Origin of the sequence: Hydrogenophaga sp. H7, assembly GCF_002025745.1 — a bacterium.
Lineage (GTDB): Bacteria > Pseudomonadota > Gammaproteobacteria > Burkholderiales > Burkholderiaceae_C > Hydrogenophaga > Hydrogenophaga pseudoflava.
On record NZ_MCIC01000014.1, the window covers coordinates 317,513 to 341,088 of the forward strand.

The window sequence follows — 23,576 nt, forward strand, 5'->3', positions numbered from 1 at the left end:
TTTATCGAGAGTTCGCGCATGAAATGGTTCTCGCTGACCGCACTGACCCTGAGCCTGTGTGTCCCGTTCGCTGCCCACGCCGACTGGGCCAAGACCGAAGCCGAGGCCAAAGGCCAGTCGGTGTACTTCAACGCCTGGGGCGGCGGCGAAGCCATCAATGCCTATATCGCCTGGGTGGCGCAGGAGGTCAAGGGCCGCTATGGGGTGGAGCTGCGGCACGTCAAGGTGACCGACGCAGCCGAGGTGGTCAAGCGGGTGCAGACCGAGGTGGCGGCCGGCCGGCGCACCGACGGCTCGGTCGACCTTGTGTGGATCAACGGCGAGAACTTCCGCAACCTCAAGCAGGGCGGTCTGCTGTTCGGTCCCTGGGCCGAGTCCCTTCCCAACTGGGGCGCGGTGGACCTGAACAAACCGGTGCGCAGCGATTTTTCAGTGCCGACCGAGGGCTACGAAGCACCGTGGGGCACGGCCCAGCTGACCTTCATTGCCGACAAGGCCCGCACACCCACGCCACCGCGCTCGGCGGCCGAGTTGCTGAGCTTCGCCAAGGCCAACCCGGGGCGGGTGAGTTACCCGAAGCCGCCGGACTTCCACGGCACCACCTTCCTCAAACAGGTGCTGATCGAGCTGGCGCCTGACCGCAAGGTGCTGCAGTCGCCGGTGAGCCCTGCCAGCTTCGGCGCCGCCACCGCGCAGCTGTGGGCCTACCTGGACCAGCTGCACCCGGCTCTCTGGCGCAGTGGCAAGACCTTCCCGGCCAGCGCCGCCGAGATGCACCGCATGCTGGCCGATGGCGAACTCCGGCTCTCGCTCACCTTCAACCCGAATGAGGCCGCGAACCTGATCAGCTCGCGCCAGTTGCCTGCCACGGCCTACAGCTTCGGCTTCGCCGGCGGCACCATCGGCAACGTGCACTTCGTGGCCATTCCCGTCAATGCCAAGGCCCGCGCCGGGGCCCAGGTGGTGGCCAACTTCCTGCTGTCGCCCGAGGCCCAGGCGCGCAAGGCCGACATCACGGTCTGGGGCGACGGCAGCGTGCTGGATGTGAACAAGCTGCCGGCGTCGATTCAGACCGCCATGCGCAAGACGGCGCCGGGCGCGCTGGCCGAGGCCGTGCCCACGCTGGCCGAGCCCCATGCCAGCTGGGTGGAGGCGCTGGAGAGCGAGTGGCTCAAGCGCTACGGGACCCGCTGAGTCAGCGCGGCTTACCCTCCGTGCCATCGGGATACCGCTGGAGCCAGGCGTGGGCCTGGCTCGCGGCCCTGCCGGCGCTGGCGATCCTCGGGCCGGTGCTGCCCGGCCTGTACTGGGCGCTGGCGCCCTCGCTGGACCTGTCGGTCTGGCGGGCACTGTGGTCCGACGTCCAATGGCCTCAGGCCCTGCGCACCACCCTGGTGTCGGCCGGGCTGGGCAGCGTGCTGGGCATGGCCCTGGCGGCCGGGCTGGCGACTGCGCTGTACCCGGGGCCGCGCTGGCTGGCGATGCAGCGACGATTGCCGCTGATGCTGTCGGTGCCGCACGCGGCCTTTGCCGTCGGCCTTTTGTTCCTGATCTCGCCCTCAGGCTGGCTGGCGCGTGCGGTGGCTCCGCTGGCGGGCTGGATCGATCCGCCGGCTTGGACGACGGTGCAGGACCCGCTCGGCCTGAGCCTGGCCCTGGCGCTGGGACTCAAGGAGAGCTGGTTCCTGCTCTGGGTGCTGGTGGCGGTGCTGGGCGAGCAGACCGTGCATCGCCACATGGTGGTGGCGCGGTCGCTGGGCTACAACCGCGCCCAGACCTGGCGGCACGTGCTGTGGCCCCAGCTGCTGCCGCGCCTGGGCTGGCCGCTGGCGGCGGTGCTGGCCTACGGCCTGTCGGTGGTGGACATGGCCGTGGTGCTGGGGCCGAGCACGCCGCCCACGCTGGCGGTGCTGGTCTGGCAATGGCTGACCGACCCCGACCCCGCCCTGCAAGCCCAGGGGGCGGCGGCGGCACTGCTGCTGCTGGGGCTGTTTCTGCTGATCGCGGTGGGCGCCCGTTGGATATGGCATGGGCTGGTTCGGCGCGCGGCCTATCCTGCGGGTGTGCGCCGGCCTGCAAGCAACCCGTCCCGCTGGGGGCTGCACCAGCCGCTGTTTCTGGTGGGCTATGCGGTGGTGGCGGTGCTGCTGCTGTGGTCGCTGGCGGACACCTGGTTCTTCCCCGCGCTGTGGCCCGATGCGCTGTCGCTGCAGACCTGGATGCAGGCCGACTGGGCGCCGTTCGGCACCACCCTGTGGCTGGCGGCGGCGGCCACGCTGCTGTGCCTGCCGGCCGCGCTGGTCTGGCTGGAGTGGGGGCCGCAGCGCTACAACGCCGTGCTGTATCTGCCCCTGATCATTCCCTCGCTGCCCCTGGTGGCGGCGCAGTACGCGGCGCTGCTGCGGCTGCCGGCCGACGGCACCGCAGGCGGCCTGTTGTGGAGCCACCTGCTGTGGGTGCTGCCCTACATGGTGCTCACCCTGATCGGGCCCTACCGCGCATTCGACCGGCGGCTGATGACCACCGCGCGGGCGCTGGGCCAGTCGCCCCTGGGCGCCTGTCTGCACGTCAAGTGGCCGATGCTGCTCAAACCCATCCTGGCCGCGCTCGCGGTCGGTTTTTCGGTCAGCGTGGCGCAGTACCTGCCGACGCTGTTCGCTGGCGGCGGGCGCTTTGCCACGGTGACCACCGAAGCGGTGGCGCTGAGCGCCGGCGGCAATCGCCGCGTGCTGGCCGCGCAGGCGTTGCTGCAAATCGTGCTGCCGCTGCTGGGCTTCGGTCTGGCAGCGCTGCTGTCTCAATGGGCGGGTCGACACCGTCGAGGGTTGCGCTGAAATGCTTGAGGTTCGAAATCTGACCATCGTCAAGGACGGCCATGAGCTCATCGCGGGCCTGGACCTGCAGGTCGGGCAGGGCTGCATCGTCACACTCACCGGCGCGTCGGGCTCGGGCAAGTCGACCCTGCTCAACTGGCTGGTGGGCGATCTGGACCCGGCGTTCCAGGCCCAGGGCGAACTGTGGCTGGACGGCCAGCGGCGTGACGCCTGGCCGGTGGAGGCGCGCGGCATCGGCATCCTGTTCCAGGACGACCTGCTGTTTCCCCACCTCAGTGTGGGGCAGAACCTGGCGTTCGCCTTGCCGGCCGCGGTGCGCGGCGCCGCCGCCCGGCGCGAGCGGGTGGCGCAGACGCTGCGCGATATCGGTCTGGAGGGCTTTCACGACCGCGACCCCGCGACGCTCTCGGGCGGGCAGCGCGCGCGTGTGAGCCTGATGCGTGCGCTGCTGGCCGAGCCCTGCGCGCTGCTGCTGGACGAGCCCTTCTCGCGGCTGGACGCGGCGCTGCGCGCGCAGTTCCGCGGCTTCGTGTTCGAGCAGATCCAGCTCCAGCGCATCCCGACCGTGCTGGTCACACACGATCCGGACGACGTGCCACCTGGCGGGCAGGTGTTCGACATCCAGCAGTGGCAGGCGCCGCCGGACTGAGCGAACCGCTAAGCCCAGGCGGACTCAGGCACTCAGCACCACTGGTTCGAGCGCGTCGCTGGCAGCGCTGATGCGGCCGATGGCGGCGGTGTGCGGGTAGCCCGCCGCCTGCAGCGCGCGGACGCAGTCGGCCGCGCGGTCGGCGGGCACGCTGGCCAGCAGGCCACCCGCGGTCTGCGGGTCGAACAGAAGCGGGTAGCGTTGGTCGTCCACGAAGGCCACGGCGTTGCGCAGCGCACGGCGCAGGCGCACGTTGGCCGGCTGCAGCGAACTGACGATGCCGGCCTTCACGCAGTCCACCGCGCCGTCGAGCAGGGGCAGGGCGCCCAGCTGCAGCTCGGCGTCCACCCCCGAGGGGCGGGTCATCTCGACCAGGTGCCCGAGCAGGCCGAAGCCGGTGAGGTCGGTGCAGGCGGTGGCGCCGTGTTCGCGCAGGATCTGCGCACCGGCCTGGTTGGAAAGCACCATCGATTTCAGCGCGGCGTCTATCCAGCGGCCTTTGGCGGCGTGCCGCGCGTGCGCCGCGAACAGGGTACCGGTGCCGATGGGTTTGGTCAGCAGCAGCACGTCGCCGGGCCGCATGCCGCCCTTGCGCATCACGCCGGTCATGCGCTCGTCGATCAGGCCGTTGACGGCAAAGCCCAGCGCCAGCTCGCGCCCTTCGCCGGTGTGTCCGCCGACCAGGCTGCAGCCGGCGGCGTTGAGCACCTCGACCGCGCCGGTCATCATCTGCAGCAGCAGGTCTTCGACCTTGGCCTCCAGGCCGGGCGGCACGGTGGCGATCGCCGTGGCCGACTGGGGCTCGGCGCCCATGGCGAAGATGTCGCCCAGTGCGTGGTTGGCCGCGACCTGGCCGAACAGGTAGGGATCGTCGATGAAGCTGCGGAAGAAGTCCACCGTGTGCACCATGGCCATGCCCGGTGGCACGCGCACCACGGCGGCGTCGTCCGGCGCGTGCAGGCCGATCAGCACGTCGTCGCGCTGCACCGGCTGCAGGTTGCCGAGTGCGCGGCTGAGGATGCTGGCCCCCACCTTGGCGCCGCAGCCGCCGCAGCGCATGGCGATGGCCGAGATGGCCTGGCGCGATTCTTCGGCGTTCAGCACCAGGCCGCTGGCGGGCGCGGCCTGTGACGGTGATGCCGGCGCCATGGCGGGCAGCTCGGTGAACTTGCGCATGAAGTGGCGGTCGATGTGGTCCTTCCAGCGCCAGACCCAGTCGCCCGCGAAGCCGATGGGGCCGCGCGAGGCCACGGCGTGGCGGTCGCCGGTGGAGATCAGCGCCAGCCAGTGTTTCTGCGGGCGGTAGGGCTGCAGGGGTTGACCGCGCAAGGCCCGGCGCAGGTTGCGCGCCAGCGGACGGCCCATGCGCACCGCGAACACGCCGGCCTTTTCCAGCGGGCGCGGCAGGAAGGACGCCACGTCGCCGGCCGCGAATATCTTCGGATCATCCGGCGTCTGCAGGTATTCGTTGACGCAGACGAAGCCGTGTTCGTCCAGCGCCAGACCCGTGCCCTGCAGCCAGGCCGGGCCGCCCGCCTGCGTCACCCACATGGTCTCGTCGGCGTCGAAGGTGCGGCCGTCCTGCGTGGTCAGGCAGCCGGGCGAGACCTGCGACACCTCGGCCCGGGTGTGCACCGCCACGCGCCGCTCCTTCAGCACGTGGGCAAAGCGCGCCCGCACCCCGGGGTTGTGGGTGGGCAGGATGGTGTCGCCGGCGGTGAGCAACACGAACTGCAGCAGGTCCGGGCTCTTGCCCAGGACCTGCAGCTCCTGGCGCAGCCGGTATTGCATGGACAGCGCCAGTTCCACACCGCCCGCGCCGCCGCCCACCACCGCCACGGTGAAGCGGTCGCGCAGGCCCCGCACGCGCTCCAGCAGGTCGAGCCAGCGCTGATTGAAGTGGGCGATGGGCTTGACCGGCACCGCGTGGGCCTGGGCGCCATCGACCTGACGCACATTCGGCGTGGAGCCGGTGTTGATGGACAGCAGGTCGTAGGGAATGGCGGGTCGCCCCTTGAGCAGCACGCGCTGGTTCGCGCGGTCCAGCCCGGTCACCTCGCCGTGGATGAAGCGCGCGCCGGCGAACACCGCCAGACGGCCCAGGTCGATGTGGACCTCGTCAAAACGGTAGTGGCCCGCGATGTAGCCCGGCAGCATGCCGGAGTAGGGCGTGTCAATGTCGGTGCAGACCAGGGTGATGCGCAGGCCCGGTTCGGGCCGCATGGCCAGCATGCGCAGCGCGACCACATGGCTGTGGCCGCCACCGACGAGGACCAGATCGCGCAGGACAGGTTGTTCGTGTGATTGCATGCGACGTTGGCCGCGCAGAAGGGAGGGGTGTTGGGGAGGAATCGCTGGCCTGCCCGGAGGGACTCGAACCCCCGACCTGCTGCTTAGAAGGCAGCTGCTCTATCCGGTTGAGCTACGGGCAGCCGGTGCGGACAGGATACAAAAAAGGCCCACGCAGTGGGCCTTTTTTGTCCTGAAGAATGGTCGGAGCGGCGGGATTCGAACTCGCGACCCTCTGCTCCCAAAGCAGATGCGCTACCAGGCTGCGCTACGCTCCGACAAGCCAGCAAGTATACCCTGTCGCCAGGGGGCTCTGCGCGGTTTGTTGGTGCGCATCAGCAACCGCGCGTCACCGGCATCTCGACGTCGCTCTTGATGGCCATGTGTTTGGCCAGCTCCAGCTTGGCAATCGCCGCGCGGTGCACCTCGTCAGGACCATCGGCCAAGCGCAGCGTGCGCTGGTTGGCGTAGCTGTAGGCCAGCGGGAAGTCGTCGCTGACGCCACCGCCGCCATGGGCCTGGATGGCCATGTCGATGATCTCGCAGGCCATGTTGGGCGCCACCACCTTGATCATCGCGATCTCGGCCTTGGCCACCTTGTTGCCCACTGTGTCCATCATGTAGGCGGCCTTGAGCGTGAGCAGGCGCGCCTGTTCGATCTTGCAGCGGGCCTCGGCGATGCGCTCGTGCCAGACCGACTGCGCGGAGATCGGCTTGCCGAAGGCGACGCGGCTGTTGAGGCGCTTGCACATCAACTCCAGCGCGCGCTCGGCTGCGCCGATGGAGCGCATGCAGTGGTGGATGCGGCCCGGGCCGAGGCGGCCCTGGGCGATCTCGAAACCGCGGCCCTCGCCCAGCAGCAGGTTGCGCACCGGCACGCGCACGTCCTTGAGCACCACTTCCATGTGGCCATGCGGCGCGTCGTCGTAACCGAACACGGAGAGCGGGCGCACCACAGTGACGCCGGGCGTGCCGGCGGGCACGACGATCATGCTCTGCTGCGAATGGCGCGGTGCCTCGGGGTCGGTCTTGCCCATGACGATGTAGACCTTGCAGCGCGGATCGCCAGCACCGGACGACCACCACTTGCGGCCGTTGAGCACGTAGTGGTCACCGTCGCGCGTGATCTCGCACTGGATGTTGGTGGCGTCCGACGAGGCCACCGCGGGTTCGGTCATCAAGAAGGCCGAACGGAACTCGCCGCGCAGCAGGGGTTCGAGCCATTCGTCCTTGATCTCCTCGGACGCATAGCGCTCCAGCGTTTCCATGTTGCCGGTGTCGGGAGCGGAGCAGTTGAACACCTCGGCCGCGAACGGCACGCGGCCCATGATCTCGCACAGCGGTGCGTATTCCAGGTTGGACAGGCCCTCGGGTGCCCGCTTGCTCATCGGTAGGAACAGGTTCCACAGGCCTGCGGCGCGCGCCTTGGGCTTGAGCTCCTCGATGACGGTGGTCGGGATCCAGGCATTGCCTTTGGCGCGGTTGGCCGCGATCTCGGCGAAGAAGCGCCCTTCGTTCGGGTAGATGTGCTCGTCCATGAAGGCCAGCAGGCGCTGGCGCATGTCCTTGACCTTGTCGGTGTAATCGAAGTGCATGGTGTGTTCCTTGGGTGTGGGGTCGGGACGTTGGAGTCGGGGTCAGGCCTGCTGTGCAAAGCGCCAGGCCATCTCGGCCAGCGGGCGCGCACCGGCGGCGGACGACACCGCCTGCGCGCTGGAGGCGGTGCCCATCTCGACGCGCTTGGCGATGCCCTGCAGGATGGCGGCGAGACGGAACAGGTTGTAGGCCAGGTAGAAGTTCCAGTCGGCCTTGAGCTGTTCGGGCGTGACGAAACCGGTGCGTTCGCAGTAGCGGCGGATGTATTCGGCCTCGGTCGGAATACCCAGCGCTTGCACGTCCAGGCCGCCGATGCCGCGGAAGGCGCCGGGCGGGATGTGCCAGGCCATGCAGTGGTAGCTGAAATCGGCCAGCGGGTGACCCAGCGTGGACAGCTCCCAGTCGAGGATCGCGAGCACGCGCGGTTCGGTGGGGTGGAACATCAGGTTGTCCAGCCGGTAGTCGCCGTGCACGATGGACACCATCGATTCGTCGCGCGCCATGGCCGGAATGTTCCGAGGCAGCCACTCCATGAGCTGGTCCATCTCGGGGATGGGCTGTGTGATCGACGCCACGTACTGCTTGCTCCAGCGGCCGATCTGGCGCTCGAAGTAGTTGCCCGGCTTGCCGTAGTCGGACAGACCGATGGCGTCCGGGCGCACGCTGTGCAGCGCGGCCATCACGCGGTTCATCTCGTCGTAGATGGCGCCGCGCTGGTCATTGGTCAGATCGGGCAGCGATTGGTCCCACATCACGCGGCCGTCGACGCACTCCATCACATAGAACGCACGGCCGATCACCGACTCGTCCTCGCACAGGGCGTGCATGCGGGCCACCGGCACACCGGTGCCGTGCAGTGCGCCCATCACGCGGAACTCGCGCTCGATGGCGTGGGCCGAAGGCAGCAGCTTGGCCACCGGGCCGGGCTTGGCGCGCATGACGTAGGCGCGCGCCGGCGTGATGAGTTTGTAGGTGGGGTTGGACTGGCCGCCCTTGAACATCTCGATGCTCAGGGGGCCGGTAAAGCCGTCGACATGGCGTTCGAGCCAGGCCTGGAGGGCGGCGGTGTCGACGGCATGCTGGGTCGCCACCGGCCGTGTGCCGGTGAAGTTCTGGAGGTCGTTCATTCGGTCACGGTCGGTGAGGGCAGGAAAACGGTCAGTGTTCGGCTTCGGCGATGCGCATCAGCATGTCGCGGTTGCGCACCACCAGCCCTCCCTGCTCGATGCGGATCGCTTCTTCGCGCTCCATGGATTTGAGTTCCTGGTTCACGCGCTGGCGCGAGGCGCCCAGCAGCTGCGCCAGTTCTTCCTGCGCCAGTTGCAGGCCGATGCGCATCTCGTTGCCGTCCGAGAGGCAGGGCACGCCGTAGGAGCGCACCAGGTGCAGCAGCTGTTTGGCCAGGCGCGCGCGCAGCGGCAGGGTGTTGAGGTCTTCCACCAGGCCGAACAGCGTTCGGATGCGCCGCGCCTGCAGGCGCATCAGCGCTTCGTACAGTTCGACGTGGGCGCTGAGGATCTTCTGGAAGTCGTTGCGGGCCACGCACAGCAGCGTGGTCGGGCCATGCGCATAGGCGTCGTGCGTGCGACGGTCCCCGTCGAAGAACGCCACATCCCCGAACCACACACCGGGTTCCACGTAGGTCAGCGTGATCAGCTTGCCCGAGAGCGAGGTCGAGCTGACACGCACCGCACCCTTGGCGACCGCCGTCCACTCGGTGGGCGGTTCGCCGCGGGCGACGATCAGGTCGCCGTCCTTGAATCGCTTGACGTAGGCGCATCGGAGAATGTCGTGACGCAGGGAGGGGGAAAGACTCTGGAACCAGCGACCGTTGTTGATCGCCTCGCGTTCTTCCATTGTCAGAATGGGTTCGTCCATTGGATGTCTTTTGAGTGACTGAAAGCGGCCCCATTGTCACCACTGGGACGCGCCGGGAGCATCAGGGATAGCGCGGGGAAGCTGTCCCGCAGGTGTCGCCGTGCCGCTTTTAAAACCGCAGCACGGCAGGCTTGTCGATCAACGGTAGCCGGGGCGGCGCTTCTCAAGGAAGGCCGAGATGCCTTCACCGCCGTTGGCGTGGTGGAGGTTGCGCACGAAGTGGTCGCGCTCGGCCGCGAGCTGGGTGTGCAGCGGCGCGGTCTGGGCCTCGTTCACCAGCTCCTTGATGCTGGCCATGGCGTTGGGCGCCCGGGAGTTGAGTTTTTCGGCCAGCGCCAGCGCGGAGGCCATCGCCTCGCCGCTGGCACACACCTGGTTGACCACGCCGAGGGTCTGCAGGCGCGCGGCGTCGATGCGGTCGCCACACATCAGCAACTGCATCGCGGTGGCGCGGGGCAGGGCGCGCGCCAGGCTCCAGGTGGCGCCGCCGTCGGAGGACAGGCCCACATTGCTGTAGGCCATCACAAAGACGCTGTCCTGTGCGGCGACCAGCAGGTCGCAGGCCAGCGCAAGCGAGAAGCCCGCACCGGCGCAGGCGCCTTCCACGGCGGCGATCACCGGCTTGGGGAATGCGCGGATGGTTTCGATCCAGTTGTGCAGGCTTTCGATGCTCTGGGCCTGCACCTCGGGTGGCTGCTGGCGGTTGGACAGCAGGCGCTGCAGGTTGCCGCCTGCGCAGAAGTGGCTGCCTTCGCCGGTGATGACGACCGAGCGGACCTCGGGGCTGGACTCGGCCACGTTCAGCGCCTCGACCCCCGCGGCATAGATCTCCGGACCCAGGGCATTGCGGTGTTCCGGGTTGCTGATGGTCAGCACCATGGTCTGGCCATGGCTGTGGCTTTTGAGGCTGGCGCTCATGCTCAGGCCTCTTCGTGCATCAGGCTCAGACCCAGGGCGCCGCGGCGGCGCAGCCAGGGCGAAGGGCGGTAGCGAGGATCGCCGTAGACCGTGCCCATGTTGAACAGGATCTCCAGCACATTGGTGGGGCCGACCTTGTCGCCCATGGCCAGCGGGCCCATGGGGTAGCCCAGACCCAGTGTCACCGCCACTTCCAGGTCCTTGGGTGTGCAGATGCCCTGCTGGCACATGTCGGCCGCGATGTTGACGATGGTGGCGACGACGCGCTGCGTCACGAAGCCGCCGCTGTCCTTGACCACGCTCACCGCCTTGCCATCCTTGGCGAACAGGGCGTGCGCGGCGTCGCGCATGTCGGGGCGGGTGGCCGGGTTGGTGGCCAGCACGCGGCGCTTGGTGGCGGCGTCCTCCAGCATCATGTCGATGCCAACGGTGCGGGTGGGGTCGAGCCGCTCGACCGCGGCGAGGGTGGTCACGTCCAGTCCGAGCGGAGCCACCAGGATCAGCGCGCTGGCTGATGGGGCCTGGGCGGTTTCGATGCTTGCGCCCAGGTTCTTGAGCAACTGGTAGATCTCGGCCCGACGCGCGGCTTTGGGCGAGACCCAGACCGGCGGCAGGGCACCGACCTCGGGCACCGGAGGCTCGGCAGGAACCTGGGCAATGCCCTCTCTGTATGTATAGAAGCCGTCGCCGACCTTCTTGCCGACCACACCACCGGCCAGTCGCTGCGCCGTGATCACGCTGGGGCGGTAGCGTGGTTCGTCGTAGTACTGGCGGTAGATCGACTCCATGACCGGGTGCGAGACGTCCAGGGCGGTCAGATCCATCAGCTCGAAAGGACCGAGCCGGAAGCCCATCTGGTCTTTGAGGATGCGGTCGATGGTCGCGAAATCGGCCACCCGCTCGCTCGCCACCCGCAGTGCTTCGGTGCCGTAACCGCGACCGGCGTGGTTGACGATAAAGCCGGGGGTGTCCTGCGCCGATACGGGGGTATGCCCGAATTCGCGGGCAAAGGCCGTCAGCCGCTCGCACACCACCGGATCGGTCTTGAGACCGGCGATCACTTCGACCACGCGCATCAGCGGCACGGGGTTGAAGAAGTGGAACCCGGCAAGCTGGCGAGGGCGCTGGAGCGCCGCACCGATGGCGGTCACTGACAACGAAGAGGTGTTGGTTGCCAGCACCGATTGTTTGGAAACGATGGACTCAAGTTCGGAAAACAGCTTCTGTTTGACATCCAGCCGCTCGACGACGGCTTCGATGACCAGGTCGCAGGGGGCCAGCGAAGCAAGGGCATCGGCGCAGCGGAGCCGATCCAGCATGGCGGTGCGTTGCGCGGCATCGAGCTTGTTCTTGTCCACCAGCTTCTGCCAGGTGTCGGCCAGCGCCTGCCGGGCGGTTTCGGCCGCATTGGGCTGCAGATCGAACAAGATGACTGCGCTTCCGGCCTGGGCTGCCATCTGTGCGATGCCGCGGCCCATGGCGCCTGCACCCACGATGCCGACGGTTTGAAAAGTTGGGGTCATATGAAAGTGTTATTTAAGAAGGGTGGGCAACGACCTATGACAAAATGTTGCCACGAAGAACGGAAGGGCTGTGACGTGCGCCAGATCTTGGTTGGCTCTATTTTGCTATCAACGGCATTGGGCGGTTCGGCGGCCACTCTGGGGCGACACAGCGGCGCTGTTCTCATTGGCAGGCCTCTTGATATACGGGTGCAGGCCGTCGCGGCTCCAGGGGAAGATCTGTCCGCACTGTGCCTGCAGGCCGATGTGTTCTTCGGCGACAACCAGCTGGGCCCTTCGTCTGTGCGCACCTCGACGCAGCACAACGCGCCCGATGCCGAGGCATCGGTGCGGATCCAGACCACGGTGCCGGTGAACGAACCCGTTGTCTCGGTGGTGTTGAGGGCGGGCTGCGCTTCGCCGTTCTCCCGTCGGTATGTGCTGCTGGCTGACTTTCTGTCCGAGCCTGCAACGGCGTCGCAAACAGCGCCTGCGTTGTCCGGTTCACAAGTAGTGCCCAAGCCGTCGCCCATCCCGGCGGAGGGTTCGACAGGCAGCTCCAGAGTGTCTGCTGGTCCGGCAGCTGGCAGCGGTACTCCTGTGGCGGCTCCGACGCGCAGCACGGCGCCTGCTTCTGCTTCCAGGCCCAGGCCCAGGCCAGCCAGCGTGGTGCGCAAGCCGGTGGAACCGGCAAGGGATGTAACCCCGCGGCTCCAGCTGGACCCTGTGGACGTGAGTCTCGCGATCGAGCGCGATCCGGTTCTCAAACTGTCACTGTCCCTGCTCAGCGAGCCCTCCTCGAACCCCCAGGAGCGGGCCGCTGCTGCCCAGCTCTGGAAGGCATTGAACGCATCCCCCGAGGACATTCTTCGCGACACCCAGAAGCTGGCAGTCCTGGAGGCCGAATCCAAAGGCTTGCGTGAGCGGGAGGCGCGCAACAAGGCCGCCATGCAGGACATGGAGGCCAGGCTCGAACAGTCGCGCTTCATGTCGTGGGCTGCGTACACCTTGGGGGCGCTGCTGCTTCTTGCTTTGGCAGCACTGGCCTGGCTGTGGCGACGCAAGACCGCCATTGGCGTTGCGGGTACCCCTCAGAAGGACTGGTGGACGTCTGGTGCAGCGAAAGCGGCCAAGGTGCCTGCCGACAAGCCTGCAAGGAAGGTGGCGGCCAAAGGATTGGATCTTGACCTTGATCTGGATGCCGATTCCGGGTTGGACGAACTGGGTCCTGTGCGCAAAGGTTCTGGTGACAGCGGAGCGATGCCCTTGTCCACTTCCGAGCGCCGCGATTTCCGCACCAGCCACATCGGCGTGTCCCGGTCCGTCGCTACGGAAGAACTGTTCGACGTCCAGCAGCAGTCGGATTTTTTCGTTTCGCTGGGCGAGTTTGACCAGGCGATCGGTGTCCTCAAGATGCATTTGCACGAAAGCCAGGAGCCCAGTGCGCTCGCGTATCTTGACCTCTTCAAGCTCTACCACCGGCTGGGGCGGCGCGACGAGTACGAAAAGCTGCGCGAAGAGTTCAACCGCCAGTTCAATGCAAGTGCCCCGCCGTTCGATCAGTACAGCGACTCCAACCGGGGCCTGGAAGCCTACGAGACTGCGTTCGGGCGGATTCAGGCACTGTGGCCTCAGCCCAAGGTGCTGGATGTCATCGAAAAGTCCATCTTCAGGGATGCGGCCGATCCCGAGTCGGAGGTGTTTGATCTCGAAGCGTACCGTGAGCTCCTGCTCCTCCACGCCATCGCGAAGGATGTGATCCAGCGCGATTCGAGCACCCCTTCTTCTGACTTCCAGCACACGGCGATTCGTCCTCTCAAGGCTGCGGGGCCGAAGATGGCTGCTGTTTCGTCCTCTGCGGCAGCTTCGGAACGGTTGACCGAACCGATGGATGAAATCCCGCACGCCTCCCCCCGTCTTGGCCTGGATATCGACCTGGATGCGCTGCACGACGCGTCGGCGTTCGAAGCATCGCTGCCCGACGTTGTGGTGCCGGTGGAGCCCACGGCCAGGCTCGCGTCATCGACGGGCATCTCTGCAGTGGAGGCCGCGGACATGGGCAACCTCATTGATTTTGAAGTTCTGGATTTCACGCCACCCGATGACGGAGAAATCCCACCGGGCAAGGGCGCACAGTCCACACAGTGAGCATGTTTGCTCAACAAAAAAAGCCAGACACGTGCTGGCTTTTTTGTTGGCGCTGCTGAGCCTGATGGTCAGCGTCGCACCTGCAGGGCGCCAGGGTTGACGATGTTGGTGGGCGTTCCCTTGATGAAATTGACCACATTGTCGAACGCAGCCGAGAACAAGGTCTCGTAGTTGCTGAGCTCGACGTAGCCGATGTGAGGCGTGCAGATGCAGTTCTCTAGCCTGAGCAGCGCATGCCCCTGAAGAATCGGCTCTGATTCGAAAACATCGATGGCGGCCATGCCTGGGCGCCCCCGGTTCAACGCGGTCAGCAAGGCCTCGGCCTCGATCAGTTCGGCTCTGGATGTATTGACCAGCAGGGCGGTCGGCTTCATGCGAGAAAGATCCTCCAGCGTGACACAGCCCGCGCTGCGGTCGCTGAGTCGAAGATGAAGGCTGAGCACATCCGAACGCTCAAAGAGATCTTCCCGGCTGGCTGCGACCTCAAAGCCGTCGGAAACGGCCTGCCGGCAGGACTCATTGCCACCCCAGACCAGCACCTGCATGCCGAAGGCCTTGCCGTAAGCAGCGACCAGCTTGCCGATGCGGCCATAGCTCCACAAGCCGAGTGTCTTGCCGTGAAGAACCATGCCGAGGCCGAAGTTGGCGGGCATGGACGATGACTTCAGCCCCGACTGTTGCCAGGCACCGTGCTTGAGGCTTGCGACATACTGGGGAATGCGCCGCATCGACGCCATGACCAGAGCCCATGTCAGCTCGGCGGTGGAGATCGGGGAACTTGTGCCTTCGGCCACGGCGATGCCGCGTTCGGTGCAGGCAGTGACGTCAATATGGCTGCCGATACGCCCCGTCTGCGCAATGAGCTTCAGGCGAGGCAGCTTGTCAACCAGTTGACGGGATACCGGGGTTCTTTCCCGGATCAGGACCACGATGTCGGCATCCCGCAACCGTATGGACAGTTGCCCGACCCCCTTGACCGTGTTGGTGAACACTTTGGCGGGATAGGGGTCGAGGCGCGCTGCGCAATCCAGCTTTCGGACGGCGTCCTGATAGTCGTCCAGTATCACGATGTTCATGGAGCACTATTGTGCCGCCATGAGCATTCTGTACAGACTTTGAGCTGTCAGGCGGGTTCGGTGCGGTGCTCGAGAGCGGCCAGACGGTCCAGTTCGGCGCAGACATCGGCCATGCGCCCTGAAATCACCAGGCAAGCGCTTCGATCCGGTTGGCTGGTGTGCTTCAGGCGGATGGTTGCTGTCTGTGAGGGCCGCGACACCTCGGCCATGGAAGCGCCGTGAGAGGTCGACAGCGACTGTTTCGGTTGCTTGTTGGTCAACCATCCGGCCCTGACAAACCGCTGCATCAACGTTGGCAGCGGTTTGCGGGTCTTGTTGGGACAAGGAGGTGACGGCAGCCAGTTGTCGATCAACTGCAACGGAGCGCGCCAGGTCTTGGAGGTGATGCGGATTCCCATGTGAAACTCCGGAAAGGGGTTGGACACAGGCAGGATTGGTTCGGAAGAGCCGCTCTCGCAGGGTTTGCCAAGGACAGTGTGCTGTTCTGGCAAAACGCCCGCCACCTGCGAGGGCGGCACCGACCCAGCGGGTCAGATCTGGAAGCTGTTGCGAATCAGGCCCACGGCGAGGCCTTCGATCTCGAAGGGTTCACCCGGTTGCACCACGATCGTTTTGTAGTCCGGGTTTTCCGCGTGCAGCTCGATTTGGTGGTCGCGGCGCATGAAACGCTTGACAGTCACATCGTCTCCGAGCCTGGCCACCACGATCTGCCCATTCTTCGCGTCCTTGCCGGACTGCACGGCCAGCAGGTCGCCGTCGAGGATGCCGACGTCGCGCATGGACATGCCGCGCACGCGCAGCAGGTAGTCAGGTGTGCGCTGGAACAGGCTGCGCTCGACGTGATAAGTCTGGTCGACGTGTTCCTGAGCGAGGATCGGTGAGCCGGCAGCCACCCGCCCGATCAGGGGCAGCATGAGCTGAGAAAGGCCGGGCATCGGCAGTGTAAGCTGATGAGTCCGCTGATCGTTGATGGCCTGCAGATCCCGGCTGCGAAGACGGATCCCGCGGGAGGTGCCGCTGACCAGTTCGATCATGCCTTTGCGTGCGAGCGCCTGAAGGTGCTCCTCGGCCGCATTGGCCGACTTGAATCCGAGCTCGGTGGCGATTTCTGCGCGGGTGGGTGGAGCGCCGGTGCGGGCAATGGCGTTCTGGATCAACTCCAGGATTTGCTGCTGGCGGGCCGTGAGCTTGGGCGGGAACGACTCGATCATGTCAACCTCGTGGTTAGGCGGGATGCGGCTGGACAGGCTGTTTGTACATCCAGTATCTGTATTTTTAAACAGTTTCGGAGACTTGGCAAGTGAACGACAACAACAGAGGCTTTTGCGTGATCCTGGGGACTGGCGGAACGATCGCCGGGCGGGCCGCCCGGGCAGGAGATAACGTGGGATATGTGGCAGGGCAGGTTCGTGTGGAAGATCTTCTGGGGGGCGTTCCAGCGCTGCAAGGCAGTCCACTGGAGGTGGAGCAGGTGGACCAGGTGGACAGCAAGGACATGCACTTCGGTCTGTGGAAGCGGCTGTTGCTTCGGCTCTCTCACCACCTTGCACGCGACGAGGTTGCCGGCGTTGTGGTCACACACGGCACCGACACGCTGGAAGAAACTGCCTTTTTCATCCAGACGGTGCTGCAGCCCCGCAAGCCGGTGGTGTTCACCTGCGCGATGCGCCCAGCCACCGCCCTTGTGCCCGATGGCCCTCAGAACCTGCTGGATGCCGTGACCGTGGCGGGTCATCCCGAGGTCGGAGGGTGTGTGGTGGTCTGTGCGGGGCTGGTGCACGAGCCCGAGCACTTGACCAAGGTTCACAGCTACCGGGTGGATGCGTTCGATTCGGGCGACGCCGGCCCTATGGCGTGTGTGGAAGAAGGCGAGGTCCGGTGGTTCCATCCTCCCGCAAGCCGCCCGATCGCCGAGCGATCTGAGGCACTGCTGGCGCGGGTGCTGCGGGCCGATGCGCTGCCACGCGTCCAACTGGTGACCAGCCATGCCGATGCCGACGGCTCCATCGTTCGCGCGCTGCTGCAGGCGGACCCGGCACTGCGTCCGCAGGGCATTGTGGTGGCTGCCACCGGCAACGGCACGGTTCACCAGTCGCTGGCCTCGGCCTTGTTGGAGGCCATGGCCCGTGGTGTGCGGGTGGTCAGGGCCACGCGCTGTGCCCGAGGGCGTGTGATTCCTGACACGGCCAATCCCATGCCCGACTCCGCCGGACTGCCCCCTGTGAAGGCGCGGCTGGCTCTGGCACTCTCGCTGCTGGAACCCTGACGCGCCAGCCCGTTGCAACGACAAAGAAAGAAACCCGGCAAGTTGCCGGGTTTGCAGGAGGAGTGGGCGCTGGGTCAGGCGGCCAGGGCCTGGAACGCGCGGGCTGTGATCTCATCCACCGAGCCGGTGCCGCTGATGGCGCGGTACTTGGGGGCGGAGGCCGGATCTGTCCTGGCCCACTGGCTGTAGTAGTCGACCAGCGGTCGGGTCTGGGCGCTGTACACCTCCAGGCGCTTCTTGACCGTTTCTTCCTTGTCATCGTCGCGCTGGATCAGCGGTTCACCGGTGACGTCGTCCTTGCCTTCCACCTTGGGCGGGTTGAATTTCACGTGGTAGGTGCGCCCTGAGGCGGGGTGTGAGCGGCGGCCGCTCATGCGTTCGATGATGGCGTCGAACGGCACGTCGATTTCCAGCACGTAGTCCAGCTTCACGCCGGCCGCTTTCATAGCGTCGGCCTGCGGGATGGTGCGCGGGAAGCCATCGAACAGGAAGCCGCTGGCGCAGTCGGGCTGGGCAATGCGTTCCTTGACGAGGTTGATGATCAGGTCGTCACTCACCAGGCCACCGGCGTCCATGACCGCCTTGGCCTGCATGCCCAGAGGCGTGCCAGCCTTCACGGCGGCACGCAGCATGTCGCCGGTCGAGATCTGGGGGATGCCGTACTTCTGGCAGATGAAGGTGGCTTGTGTGCCCTTGCCCGCACCAGGAGCGCCCAACAGGATCAGTCTCATCGTCTTCCTTGTATCAGTGTTTCATTCGTGCTCGCCTGTCTCCGCGGCTGAGCTGGCCCCGGTATCGAGGGTCGAACGAGGATAGCATGGCCTACCCCGACACTGCCTTACAGACAGTGTCGCAGTTCAAGACTTCCGGAGCAGCGCCCGGACCCTTTCCAGGTCCGTGGGGGTGTCCACACCGGGAGCGGCCGCATGGGTCGCGAGATGCACCGCAATGCGCTCACCGTGCCATAGGGTGCGCAGTTGCTCCAGCGACTCCGTCAGTTCCAGCGGTGCCGGCTCCAGCGACGGAAAACGGCGCAGGAAACCCGCCCGGTATCCGTAGACGCCGATGTGCCGCCAAGGGGCCGGCGAAGGCAGGCTGAGCGGCTGGCCGTTCGACATGCCGTCGCGCCACCAGGCGATGGGCGCGCGGCTGAAATACAGCGCCACCTGCCGCCGGTCGAGCACCACCTTGACCACGTTCGGATTGAGAAAGTCTTCCACCTGCTCAATGGCGTGGGCGGCGGTGCTCATCACGCAATCGGGCCTTTGCGCCAGCTGCGTGGCCACTGCGGCGATGAGCGCGGGGTCCACCAGCGGCTCGTCCCCCTGCACATTCACCACGAGCTCGTCGTCAGCCAGGCCAAGCAGTTCACAGGCTTCGGCCAGCCGGTCGCTGCCGGAGGGGTGGTCGGAACGGGTGAGCAGCGCCGTGACGCCATGCTCCGCACAGGCGCTCAGGATGCGGGGATCGTCGGCCGCCACCACCACCTGGCGGGCGCCGCTGAGCAGCGCCTGCCGGGCCACACGAACAACCATGGGCAGGCCCGCAATGTCTGCCAGAGGTTTATCTGGGAGGCGGCTGGAGGCCATGCGCGCCGGAATCAGCACGCTGAAGGCCGGTGTCCGGACAGCCGCGCTCATGCGGTGGGCGCCGGTGGCCGAGCGGCTTCTTCGTCGCTCAGTGTCCGGGCTTCGTGCTCCAGGAGAATGGGAATGCCGTCGCGCACCGGATAGGCCAGGCGGGCGCTGCGAGAGATCAGTTCCTGGGCCTCGCGGTCGAAGATCAGAGGGCCTTTGGTGACGGGGCAGACCAGCAGTTCAAGCAGTTTGGTATCCATGCCGCGATGATAGTCGCGCGCTTGCACGCAGAGCCTCCAGCCGATGATCCAGTTCAGCCAGAAAGGCCGGGTCGAGCTGAAGCTCCAATGGCACCGTCCACAGGGACGGGCGCCGGTCGGCTGGCAGCGCCAGTGCCTGGGCGAACAGCTTGACCGCATCTTTTTCCGTGCACACCACGGTGGATGAGGGTGAATCCAGGACTGCCTGGTAGGCGTCCGGCGGCGCGTGGTCTGGCAGGGCCATGCACCGGGACAGGGTCAGCCCCTGGTTGCGCAGCATTTCGAAGAAGACATCCGGCCGGGCGATGCCGGCCACGGCCACCAGGTCCTGGCCCACCAGTTCGGACAACGGTCGTTCACTGCCACTAGGACCGCGGGCGACGCCAGCGAGACGCCGGGTGGCCACAAACAAGGTCGCGCCCACGGGCAAGGCAGGGGGCGAGACCGGTGCGGAGTCAGCCCGTCGCTGCAGCAAGACAAACTGTGGCGAGAACGGGTCTTCCGCGGCAGGAGGCCAGGGCTCCCTGAGCAGGCCCGCCGGCAGCAGCCATCCGTTGCCGGTGCCCCGGTCATCGAACACCGCGATGGCGATGTCACGTCCCAGTGCCAGATGCTGCAACCCATCGTCGCACAGCAGCAGGTCCACCTCGGGGTGCGCCGCCAGCAGTGCACGGGCAGCGTGCGCACGACGCCTTCCCACCACGACCGGCACGCCTGTGCTCCGGTGAATCAGGGTGGGTTCGTCCCCAGCCTCCGAGGCCGTTGTCCCGGATGTGAGCTCCAGCAGTCCTTCACCCAGCCTCCCGTGCCCCCGGGACACCACGCCCGGCGACCAGCCCCGCGAGCGCAGATGGGAGATCAGCGCCATCACCGTGGGCGTTTTGCCCGCGCCACCGACCACCACGTTGCCGATCACGATCACCGGCACGGGCAGGCGTTCCACTGGCCATTGACCCTGTGCGTAGCGGCGCCGCCGCAAGCCGACCAGCGCCCGGTAGATCTGGGACATCGGCCACAGAAGGCGGGCTTTCCAGCCCCGCTGCGCCCAGATCGCTTGCCACCGGGCTTCGGCGTCCGGGCGTGTCATGGCGGGGGGGTCAGGACTTGCCGCGCGAGGGGGCCGAGCCGGACTGCTGGGTGGCGAAGGTGATCTGCACCAGCCCGGCGCGCCGCGCCGCATCCATCACGTTGATCACCGACTGGTGGGTGGCCGCGGCATCTGCGCTGATGATGATCACCATGTCGCGTGTGTCCTGCGTTGCTTCTTCGAGCGCACGGGTGAGCGACTCGACGGACGAGCCGTCCAGCATCGACTGGTTGATCGCGTAGCGGCCGTCGCTGCTGACCGAGACGATGACTTCCTTCGGGGCGCTGCGCTGGGCCTCGGAATCGGCCACCGGCAGATTGACCTGCAGCTGCGTGTACTTGCTGTAGGTCGTGGTCAGCATCAGGAAGATCAGCACGACCAGCAGGATGTCGATGAAAGGGATCAGGTTGATCTCCGGCTCATCACGGGTTCCAGGACGGAAGTTCATGCGGGGTTCCCGGGCGCTGCTTACTTGTTGCGCAGTGTCACCAGGTGGCGGACGAACCGCTCCGTGGCGACTTCCATGGCCAGCAGGTAGTCGTCGACCCGGGCGCGGAAATAGCGCCAGAAAATCAGCGCGGGAATGGCCACCATCAGGCCAAAAGCGGTGTTGTACAGGGCGATCGAGATGCCGTGCGCCAGCTGGGTGGGATTGCCGCCGCCCGGCATGGTGCCCATGCCACCGTCGCCACCCTGGGAGCCGAAGATCTCGATCATGCCGATCACCGTGCCCAGCAGACCCAGCAGAGGGGCTGCGGAGGCGATCGTGGCCAGCGCCCCCAGGTAGCGTTGCAGCCGCGAACCGGCGATGCGTCCCGCGCCCTCCAGTGAAGATCTCAGGTCGTCTTCGGTGGCCCTGGGGTTGTTGTTCAGGGTCCGAAAGCCGCTGGCGAGCACCTCGCCAAACACCGAGTTCTGCTCCAGCTGGGTGACCACATCCGGGTTGGGGACGCCGTTGCGGGAAACCATGATGGCTTCCTCGAGCAGTTGTGGAGGCAGAACCTTGGCCGCCTTGAGGCTGACAAAACGCTCGATCACGAGGGCGAGAGCGATCACTGAACAGAAGATGAGGGGCCAGATCGGCCAGCCAGCGGCTTGTATGATGGAAAACAAATCAGGGCTCCGGTGCAATCTTTTGATTATGTCTCAGCCCCTGCGACCGCCCGCAGCAGTCCTGCGCCGATGCACCAGCCTCTCCACCCGAACCCGACCCTGGGGTCCATGCACAGATTCTGTGGATAACTTTGTGCAGAACCGTGCCTCGATGGCGGCGCATCCCGCCAAACGTCTGCGTTTCAACAGTTCGATGACAAAACAGGCAGCCCAAAGTGCTTTGAAATCAAGCCACTTCCCGCAGGTCCTAGATGACACGGGGGTAGAGGGCACGGATTCCAGCAACGGCGCGCCTTGTGGACAGGTTCGCCCCGGAGATGCCAGTGTCTGAGCCGTTTTTCACCCAGGACGACGGCTCTGCGCGGCGCGTGTGGGCGGTTGGGCCGCTGATGCAAGCGATTGCGGACGCCTTGTCTGTGCGCTTCAACCCCGTGGCAGTTCGTGGCGAGATCTCGGGCTTCTCCCGTGCTGCCAGCGGACACTGCTACTTCTCGCTGAAGGACGAATCGGGGCAGTTGCGTTGTGCCATGTTCCGCCGTGCGGCGGATCAGTTGCAGTTTGTTCCGCGAGATGGACAGCTGGTGCAGGCTCAGGGCCGGCTGGATGTCTATGGTCCGCGTGGGGATCTGCAGCTGATCGTTGAGGCGCTCAAACCGGCGGGGCAGGGCGCTTTGTTCGAACAGTTCATCCGGCTCAAGGCGAAGCTGGAGGCGGAGGGTCTGTTTGACCCCCGGCGCAAGCGGGTTCTGCCCTCGCAGCCCCGGAGCATCGCGGTGGTGACCTCGCAGGGAGCGGCCGCGCTGCGCGACGTGGTGACCGCCCTGCGGCGGCGGGTGCCCCACATTCCGGTGCTGGTGCATCCGGCGTCGGTGCAGGGTGCACAGGCGCCGCAGGAAATCTGCCGGGCGCTGGAGCAGGCCTACCAGCGCTTCAGGGACTCCGGCGAAGGCGATGTGCTTCTGCTGGTCCGTGGTGGGGGATCGCTGGAAGACCTCTGGGCGTTCAACGACGAATCGGTGGTGCGCACGGTCGTGCGCGCGCCCATGCCGTTGGTCTGCGGCGTCGGGCACGAGACCGATTTCACGCTGTCCGACTTTGCGGCCGACCTGCGGGCCCCCACGCCTACGGCGGCGGCCGAGCTGTGCGCACCGGCCCGGCAGCAGCGGCTTGACGAGCTGGAGCAGCTCGAAACCGATCTCAGGGATGTGGTCTGGCGGGGGCTGGACCTGCGGGTGCAGCGGCTGGACCGGCTGGCCCAGCGGCTGGGGCGCCCCTCCGGCCGCCTGCACGACGGCAGCCGGCAGCTGTCGGCCCTGCAGCACCGGCTCACGTCGGCGGTGCAGCTGCGCCAGCAGCGCCACGCCCTCCATCTCGAGCGGCTGTCCTCCACGCTGCCCCAGGCGGTCGCACGCGCGCTGTCGGCGCACGTGCAGCGGCTGGATCGTTGCGGTGCGGCGCTCGGCCTGCTGGATCCGATGCTGGTGCTCGAGCGCGGCTATGCATTTCTCACCGACCGTGATGGGCGAGCCATCACCAAGGCCGCGCAGGTGCAGCCCGGCCAGTCCGTCACGGCGACCCTGGCGGACGGTTCGGTGGATCTGACTGTGGACCGTTGAGGGGCGGACCTCTTTTCCCCTGAGGGCAGCAGCGGTTCAATGTGTTGCCTACAATGCGCCGGACTTTTCCCACTCAACAGACGAGGACCCCACATGGAACACACCCTGCCCGCACTGCCGTACGCCATCGATGCCCTGGCACCGCACTACTCCAAGGAAACGCTGGAGTTCCACCATGGCAAGCACCACAACGCCTATGTGGTCAACCTGAACAACCTGCAGAAGGGCACCGAGTTCGAGTCCATGGACCTCGAATCGATCGTCAAGAAGTCCAGCGGTGGCGTCTACAACAACGCCGCCCAGATCTGGAACCACACCTTCTTCTGGAATTGCATGAAGCCCAACGGCGGCGGTGAGCCTTCCGGTGCGCTGGCCGCTGCGATCAACGCCAAGTGGGGCAGCTACGCGGCTTTCAAAGAAGCCTTCGTCAAGTCCGCCGTGGGCAACTTCGGTTCCGGCTGGACTTGGCTGGTCAAGAAAGCGGACGGCACCGTCGACATCGTCAACATGGGTGCCGCAGGTACGCCCCTGACAACCGGCGACAAGGCCCTGCTGACCGTGGACGTCTGGGAGCACGCCTACTACATCGACTACCGCAACCTGCGCCCGAAGTTCGTTGAAACTTTCCTGGACAAGCTGGTCAACTGGTCGTTTGCCGAAAGCAACTTCGCCTGACGGCGACGGACCAATCCGGTTCGGCGAAGCCCGAAGGTGTCGTGCCTTCGGGCTTTTTTCATGGCCTCGGACCCATGCGGTCAAGGCAACGG

Annotated in this window: 22 protein-coding genes and 2 tRNA genes; 7 read left to right on the plus strand and 17 right to left on the minus strand. The window is 66.4% G+C overall.

Annotated features, from left to right (window positions below; all coding sequences use genetic code 11):
* Nucleotides 1–18: 18 nt before the first annotated feature.
* Genes BC358_RS10585 through BC358_RS10595 form a run of 3 tightly spaced genes read left to right on the plus strand, consistent with a single transcriptional unit; the run spans nucleotide 19 to nucleotide 3,483 of the window.
* Nucleotides 19–1,194, plus strand: coding sequence for an ABC transporter substrate-binding protein (locus BC358_RS10585; RefSeq protein WP_079365781.1), 1,176 nt, complete (start codon nucleotides 19–21; stop codon nucleotides 1,192–1,194).
* A 20-nt stretch (nucleotides 1,195–1,214) separates the two neighbouring features.
* Nucleotides 1,215–2,834: an ABC transporter permease gene (locus BC358_RS10590; RefSeq protein ID WP_079365782.1), complete on the plus strand. Its 1,620-nt coding sequence runs from the start codon at nucleotides 1,215–1,217 to the stop codon at nucleotides 2,832–2,834.
* Between the two features lies 1 nt (nucleotide 2,835).
* Nucleotides 2,836–3,483, plus strand: a complete 648-nt coding sequence (locus BC358_RS10595; protein ID WP_066151095.1) for an ATP-binding cassette domain-containing protein — start codon at nucleotides 2,836–2,838, stop codon at nucleotides 3,481–3,483.
* A 24-nt stretch (nucleotides 3,484–3,507) separates the two neighbouring features.
* On the opposite strand, the gene selD is transcribed toward BC358_RS10595, so the two are convergent.
* From selD to BC358_RS10635, 8 genes are all read right to left on the minus strand, one after another.
* Complete coding sequence (selD, locus tag BC358_RS10600) at nucleotides 3,508–5,793, minus strand: selenide, water dikinase SelD (RefSeq protein ID WP_079365783.1); 2,286 nt, start codon at nucleotides 5,791–5,793, stop codon at nucleotides 3,508–3,510.
* A 45-nt stretch (nucleotides 5,794–5,838) separates the two neighbouring features.
* Nucleotides 5,839–5,915: transfer RNA gene (locus BC358_RS10605), tRNA-Arg, on the minus strand.
* 58 nt (nucleotides 5,916–5,973) lie between these two features.
* Nucleotides 5,974–6,050, minus strand: a tRNA-Pro gene (locus BC358_RS10610).
* Between the two features lie 57 nt (nucleotides 6,051–6,107).
* Complete coding sequence (locus tag BC358_RS10615; RefSeq protein WP_066151089.1) at nucleotides 6,108–7,367, minus strand: acyl-CoA dehydrogenase family protein; 1,260 nt, start codon at nucleotides 7,365–7,367, stop codon at nucleotides 6,108–6,110.
* 42 nt (nucleotides 7,368–7,409) lie between these two features.
* Entirely contained in the window at nucleotides 7,410–8,495 is a 1,086-nt protein-coding gene (locus BC358_RS10620; RefSeq protein ID WP_079365784.1) for a phosphotransferase family protein, read from the minus strand.
* A 31-nt stretch (nucleotides 8,496–8,526) separates the two neighbouring features.
* Nucleotides 8,527–9,246 (minus strand): Crp/Fnr family transcriptional regulator, encoded by a 720-nt coding sequence (locus BC358_RS10625; protein WP_066151083.1) that lies wholly within the window; start codon nucleotides 9,244–9,246, stop codon nucleotides 8,527–8,529.
* Between the two features lie 138 nt (nucleotides 9,247–9,384).
* Nucleotides 9,385–10,164 (minus strand): oxepin-CoA hydrolase, alternative type, encoded by a 780-nt coding sequence (locus BC358_RS10630; RefSeq protein ID WP_079365785.1) that lies wholly within the window; start codon nucleotides 10,162–10,164, stop codon nucleotides 9,385–9,387.
* A gap of 2 nt (nucleotides 10,165–10,166) precedes the next feature.
* Nucleotides 10,167–11,687, minus strand: coding sequence for a 3-hydroxyacyl-CoA dehydrogenase (locus BC358_RS10635; protein WP_079365786.1), 1,521 nt, complete (start codon nucleotides 11,685–11,687; stop codon nucleotides 10,167–10,169).
* Nucleotides 11,688–11,762: 75 nt separating this feature from the next.
* Here BC358_RS10635 and BC358_RS10640 point away from each other — a divergent pair, with 75 nt between their 5' ends.
* On the plus strand, nucleotides 11,763–13,814 hold the full coding sequence (locus tag BC358_RS10640) for a FimV family protein (RefSeq protein WP_143434265.1): 2,052 nt from the start codon (nucleotides 11,763–11,765) through the stop codon (nucleotides 13,812–13,814).
* Nucleotides 13,815–13,882: 68 nt separating this feature from the next.
* Here BC358_RS10640 and BC358_RS10645 read toward each other — a convergent pair whose 3' ends face one another.
* The 3 genes from BC358_RS10645 to lexA form a co-directional block, all read right to left on the minus strand.
* Entirely contained in the window at nucleotides 13,883–14,890 is a 1,008-nt protein-coding gene (locus BC358_RS10645; RefSeq protein WP_079365788.1) for a D-2-hydroxyacid dehydrogenase family protein, read from the minus strand.
* A gap of 47 nt (nucleotides 14,891–14,937) precedes the next feature.
* Nucleotides 14,938–15,288, minus strand: coding sequence for a hypothetical protein (locus BC358_RS10650; protein WP_066151068.1), 351 nt, complete (start codon nucleotides 15,286–15,288; stop codon nucleotides 14,938–14,940).
* Nucleotides 15,289–15,420: 132 nt separating this feature from the next.
* Nucleotides 15,421–16,101, minus strand: coding sequence for a transcriptional repressor LexA (gene lexA, locus BC358_RS10655; RefSeq protein WP_066151065.1), 681 nt, complete (start codon nucleotides 16,099–16,101; stop codon nucleotides 15,421–15,423).
* A 116-nt stretch (nucleotides 16,102–16,217) separates the two neighbouring features.
* Between lexA and BC358_RS10660 the strand changes: the two genes are divergently transcribed.
* Nucleotides 16,218–17,156: an asparaginase gene (locus BC358_RS10660; protein ID WP_306292796.1), complete on the plus strand. Its 939-nt coding sequence runs from the start codon at nucleotides 16,218–16,220 to the stop codon at nucleotides 17,154–17,156.
* Nucleotides 17,157–17,230: 74 nt separating this feature from the next.
* On the opposite strand, the gene adk is transcribed toward BC358_RS10660, so the two are convergent.
* The 6 genes from adk to BC358_RS10690 form a co-directional block, all read right to left on the minus strand.
* Entirely contained in the window at nucleotides 17,231–17,887 is a 657-nt protein-coding gene (gene adk, locus BC358_RS10665) for an adenylate kinase (RefSeq protein WP_066151059.1), read from the minus strand.
* Nucleotides 17,888–18,013: 126 nt separating this feature from the next.
* Nucleotides 18,014–18,796, minus strand: coding sequence for a 3-deoxy-manno-octulosonate cytidylyltransferase (gene kdsB / locus BC358_RS10670; protein ID WP_066151056.1), 783 nt, complete (start codon nucleotides 18,794–18,796; stop codon nucleotides 18,014–18,016).
* Nucleotides 18,793–18,993, minus strand: coding sequence for a Trm112 family protein (locus BC358_RS10675; RefSeq protein ID WP_066151054.1), 201 nt, complete (start codon nucleotides 18,991–18,993; stop codon nucleotides 18,793–18,795). The genes kdsB and BC358_RS10675 overlap by 4 nt, the downstream gene beginning before the upstream one ends.
* Complete coding sequence (gene lpxK, locus BC358_RS10680) at nucleotides 18,974–20,080, minus strand: tetraacyldisaccharide 4'-kinase (RefSeq protein ID WP_079365790.1); 1,107 nt, start codon at nucleotides 20,078–20,080, stop codon at nucleotides 18,974–18,976. Before lpxK ends, BC358_RS10675 begins: the two co-directional genes overlap by 20 nt.
* A gap of 10 nt (nucleotides 20,081–20,090) precedes the next feature.
* A complete protein-coding gene (locus BC358_RS10685) occupies nucleotides 20,091–20,528 on the minus strand; it encodes a biopolymer transporter ExbD (protein ID WP_079365791.1) in 438 nt (145 codons plus the stop codon).
* A 20-nt stretch (nucleotides 20,529–20,548) separates the two neighbouring features.
* The gene (locus BC358_RS10690; RefSeq protein ID WP_066151043.1) at nucleotides 20,549–21,193 is read right to left on the minus strand and encodes a MotA/TolQ/ExbB proton channel family protein; all 645 of its coding nucleotides are present in this window, start codon (nucleotides 21,191–21,193) and stop codon (nucleotides 20,549–20,551) included.
* Nucleotides 21,194–21,510: 317 nt separating this feature from the next.
* Between BC358_RS10690 and xseA the strand changes: the two genes are divergently transcribed.
* On the plus strand, nucleotides 21,511–22,809 hold the full coding sequence (gene xseA / locus BC358_RS10695) for an exodeoxyribonuclease VII large subunit (RefSeq protein ID WP_079365792.1): 1,299 nt from the start codon (nucleotides 21,511–21,513) through the stop codon (nucleotides 22,807–22,809).
* A 93-nt stretch (nucleotides 22,810–22,902) separates the two neighbouring features.
* Nucleotides 22,903–23,484 carry a superoxide dismutase gene (locus BC358_RS10700; RefSeq protein ID WP_079365793.1) on the plus strand — a complete coding sequence of 194 codons (582 nt, stop codon included), beginning with the start codon at nucleotides 22,903–22,905 and terminating at the stop codon, nucleotides 23,482–23,484.
* The last annotated feature ends 92 nt before the right edge of the window (nucleotides 23,485–23,576 follow it).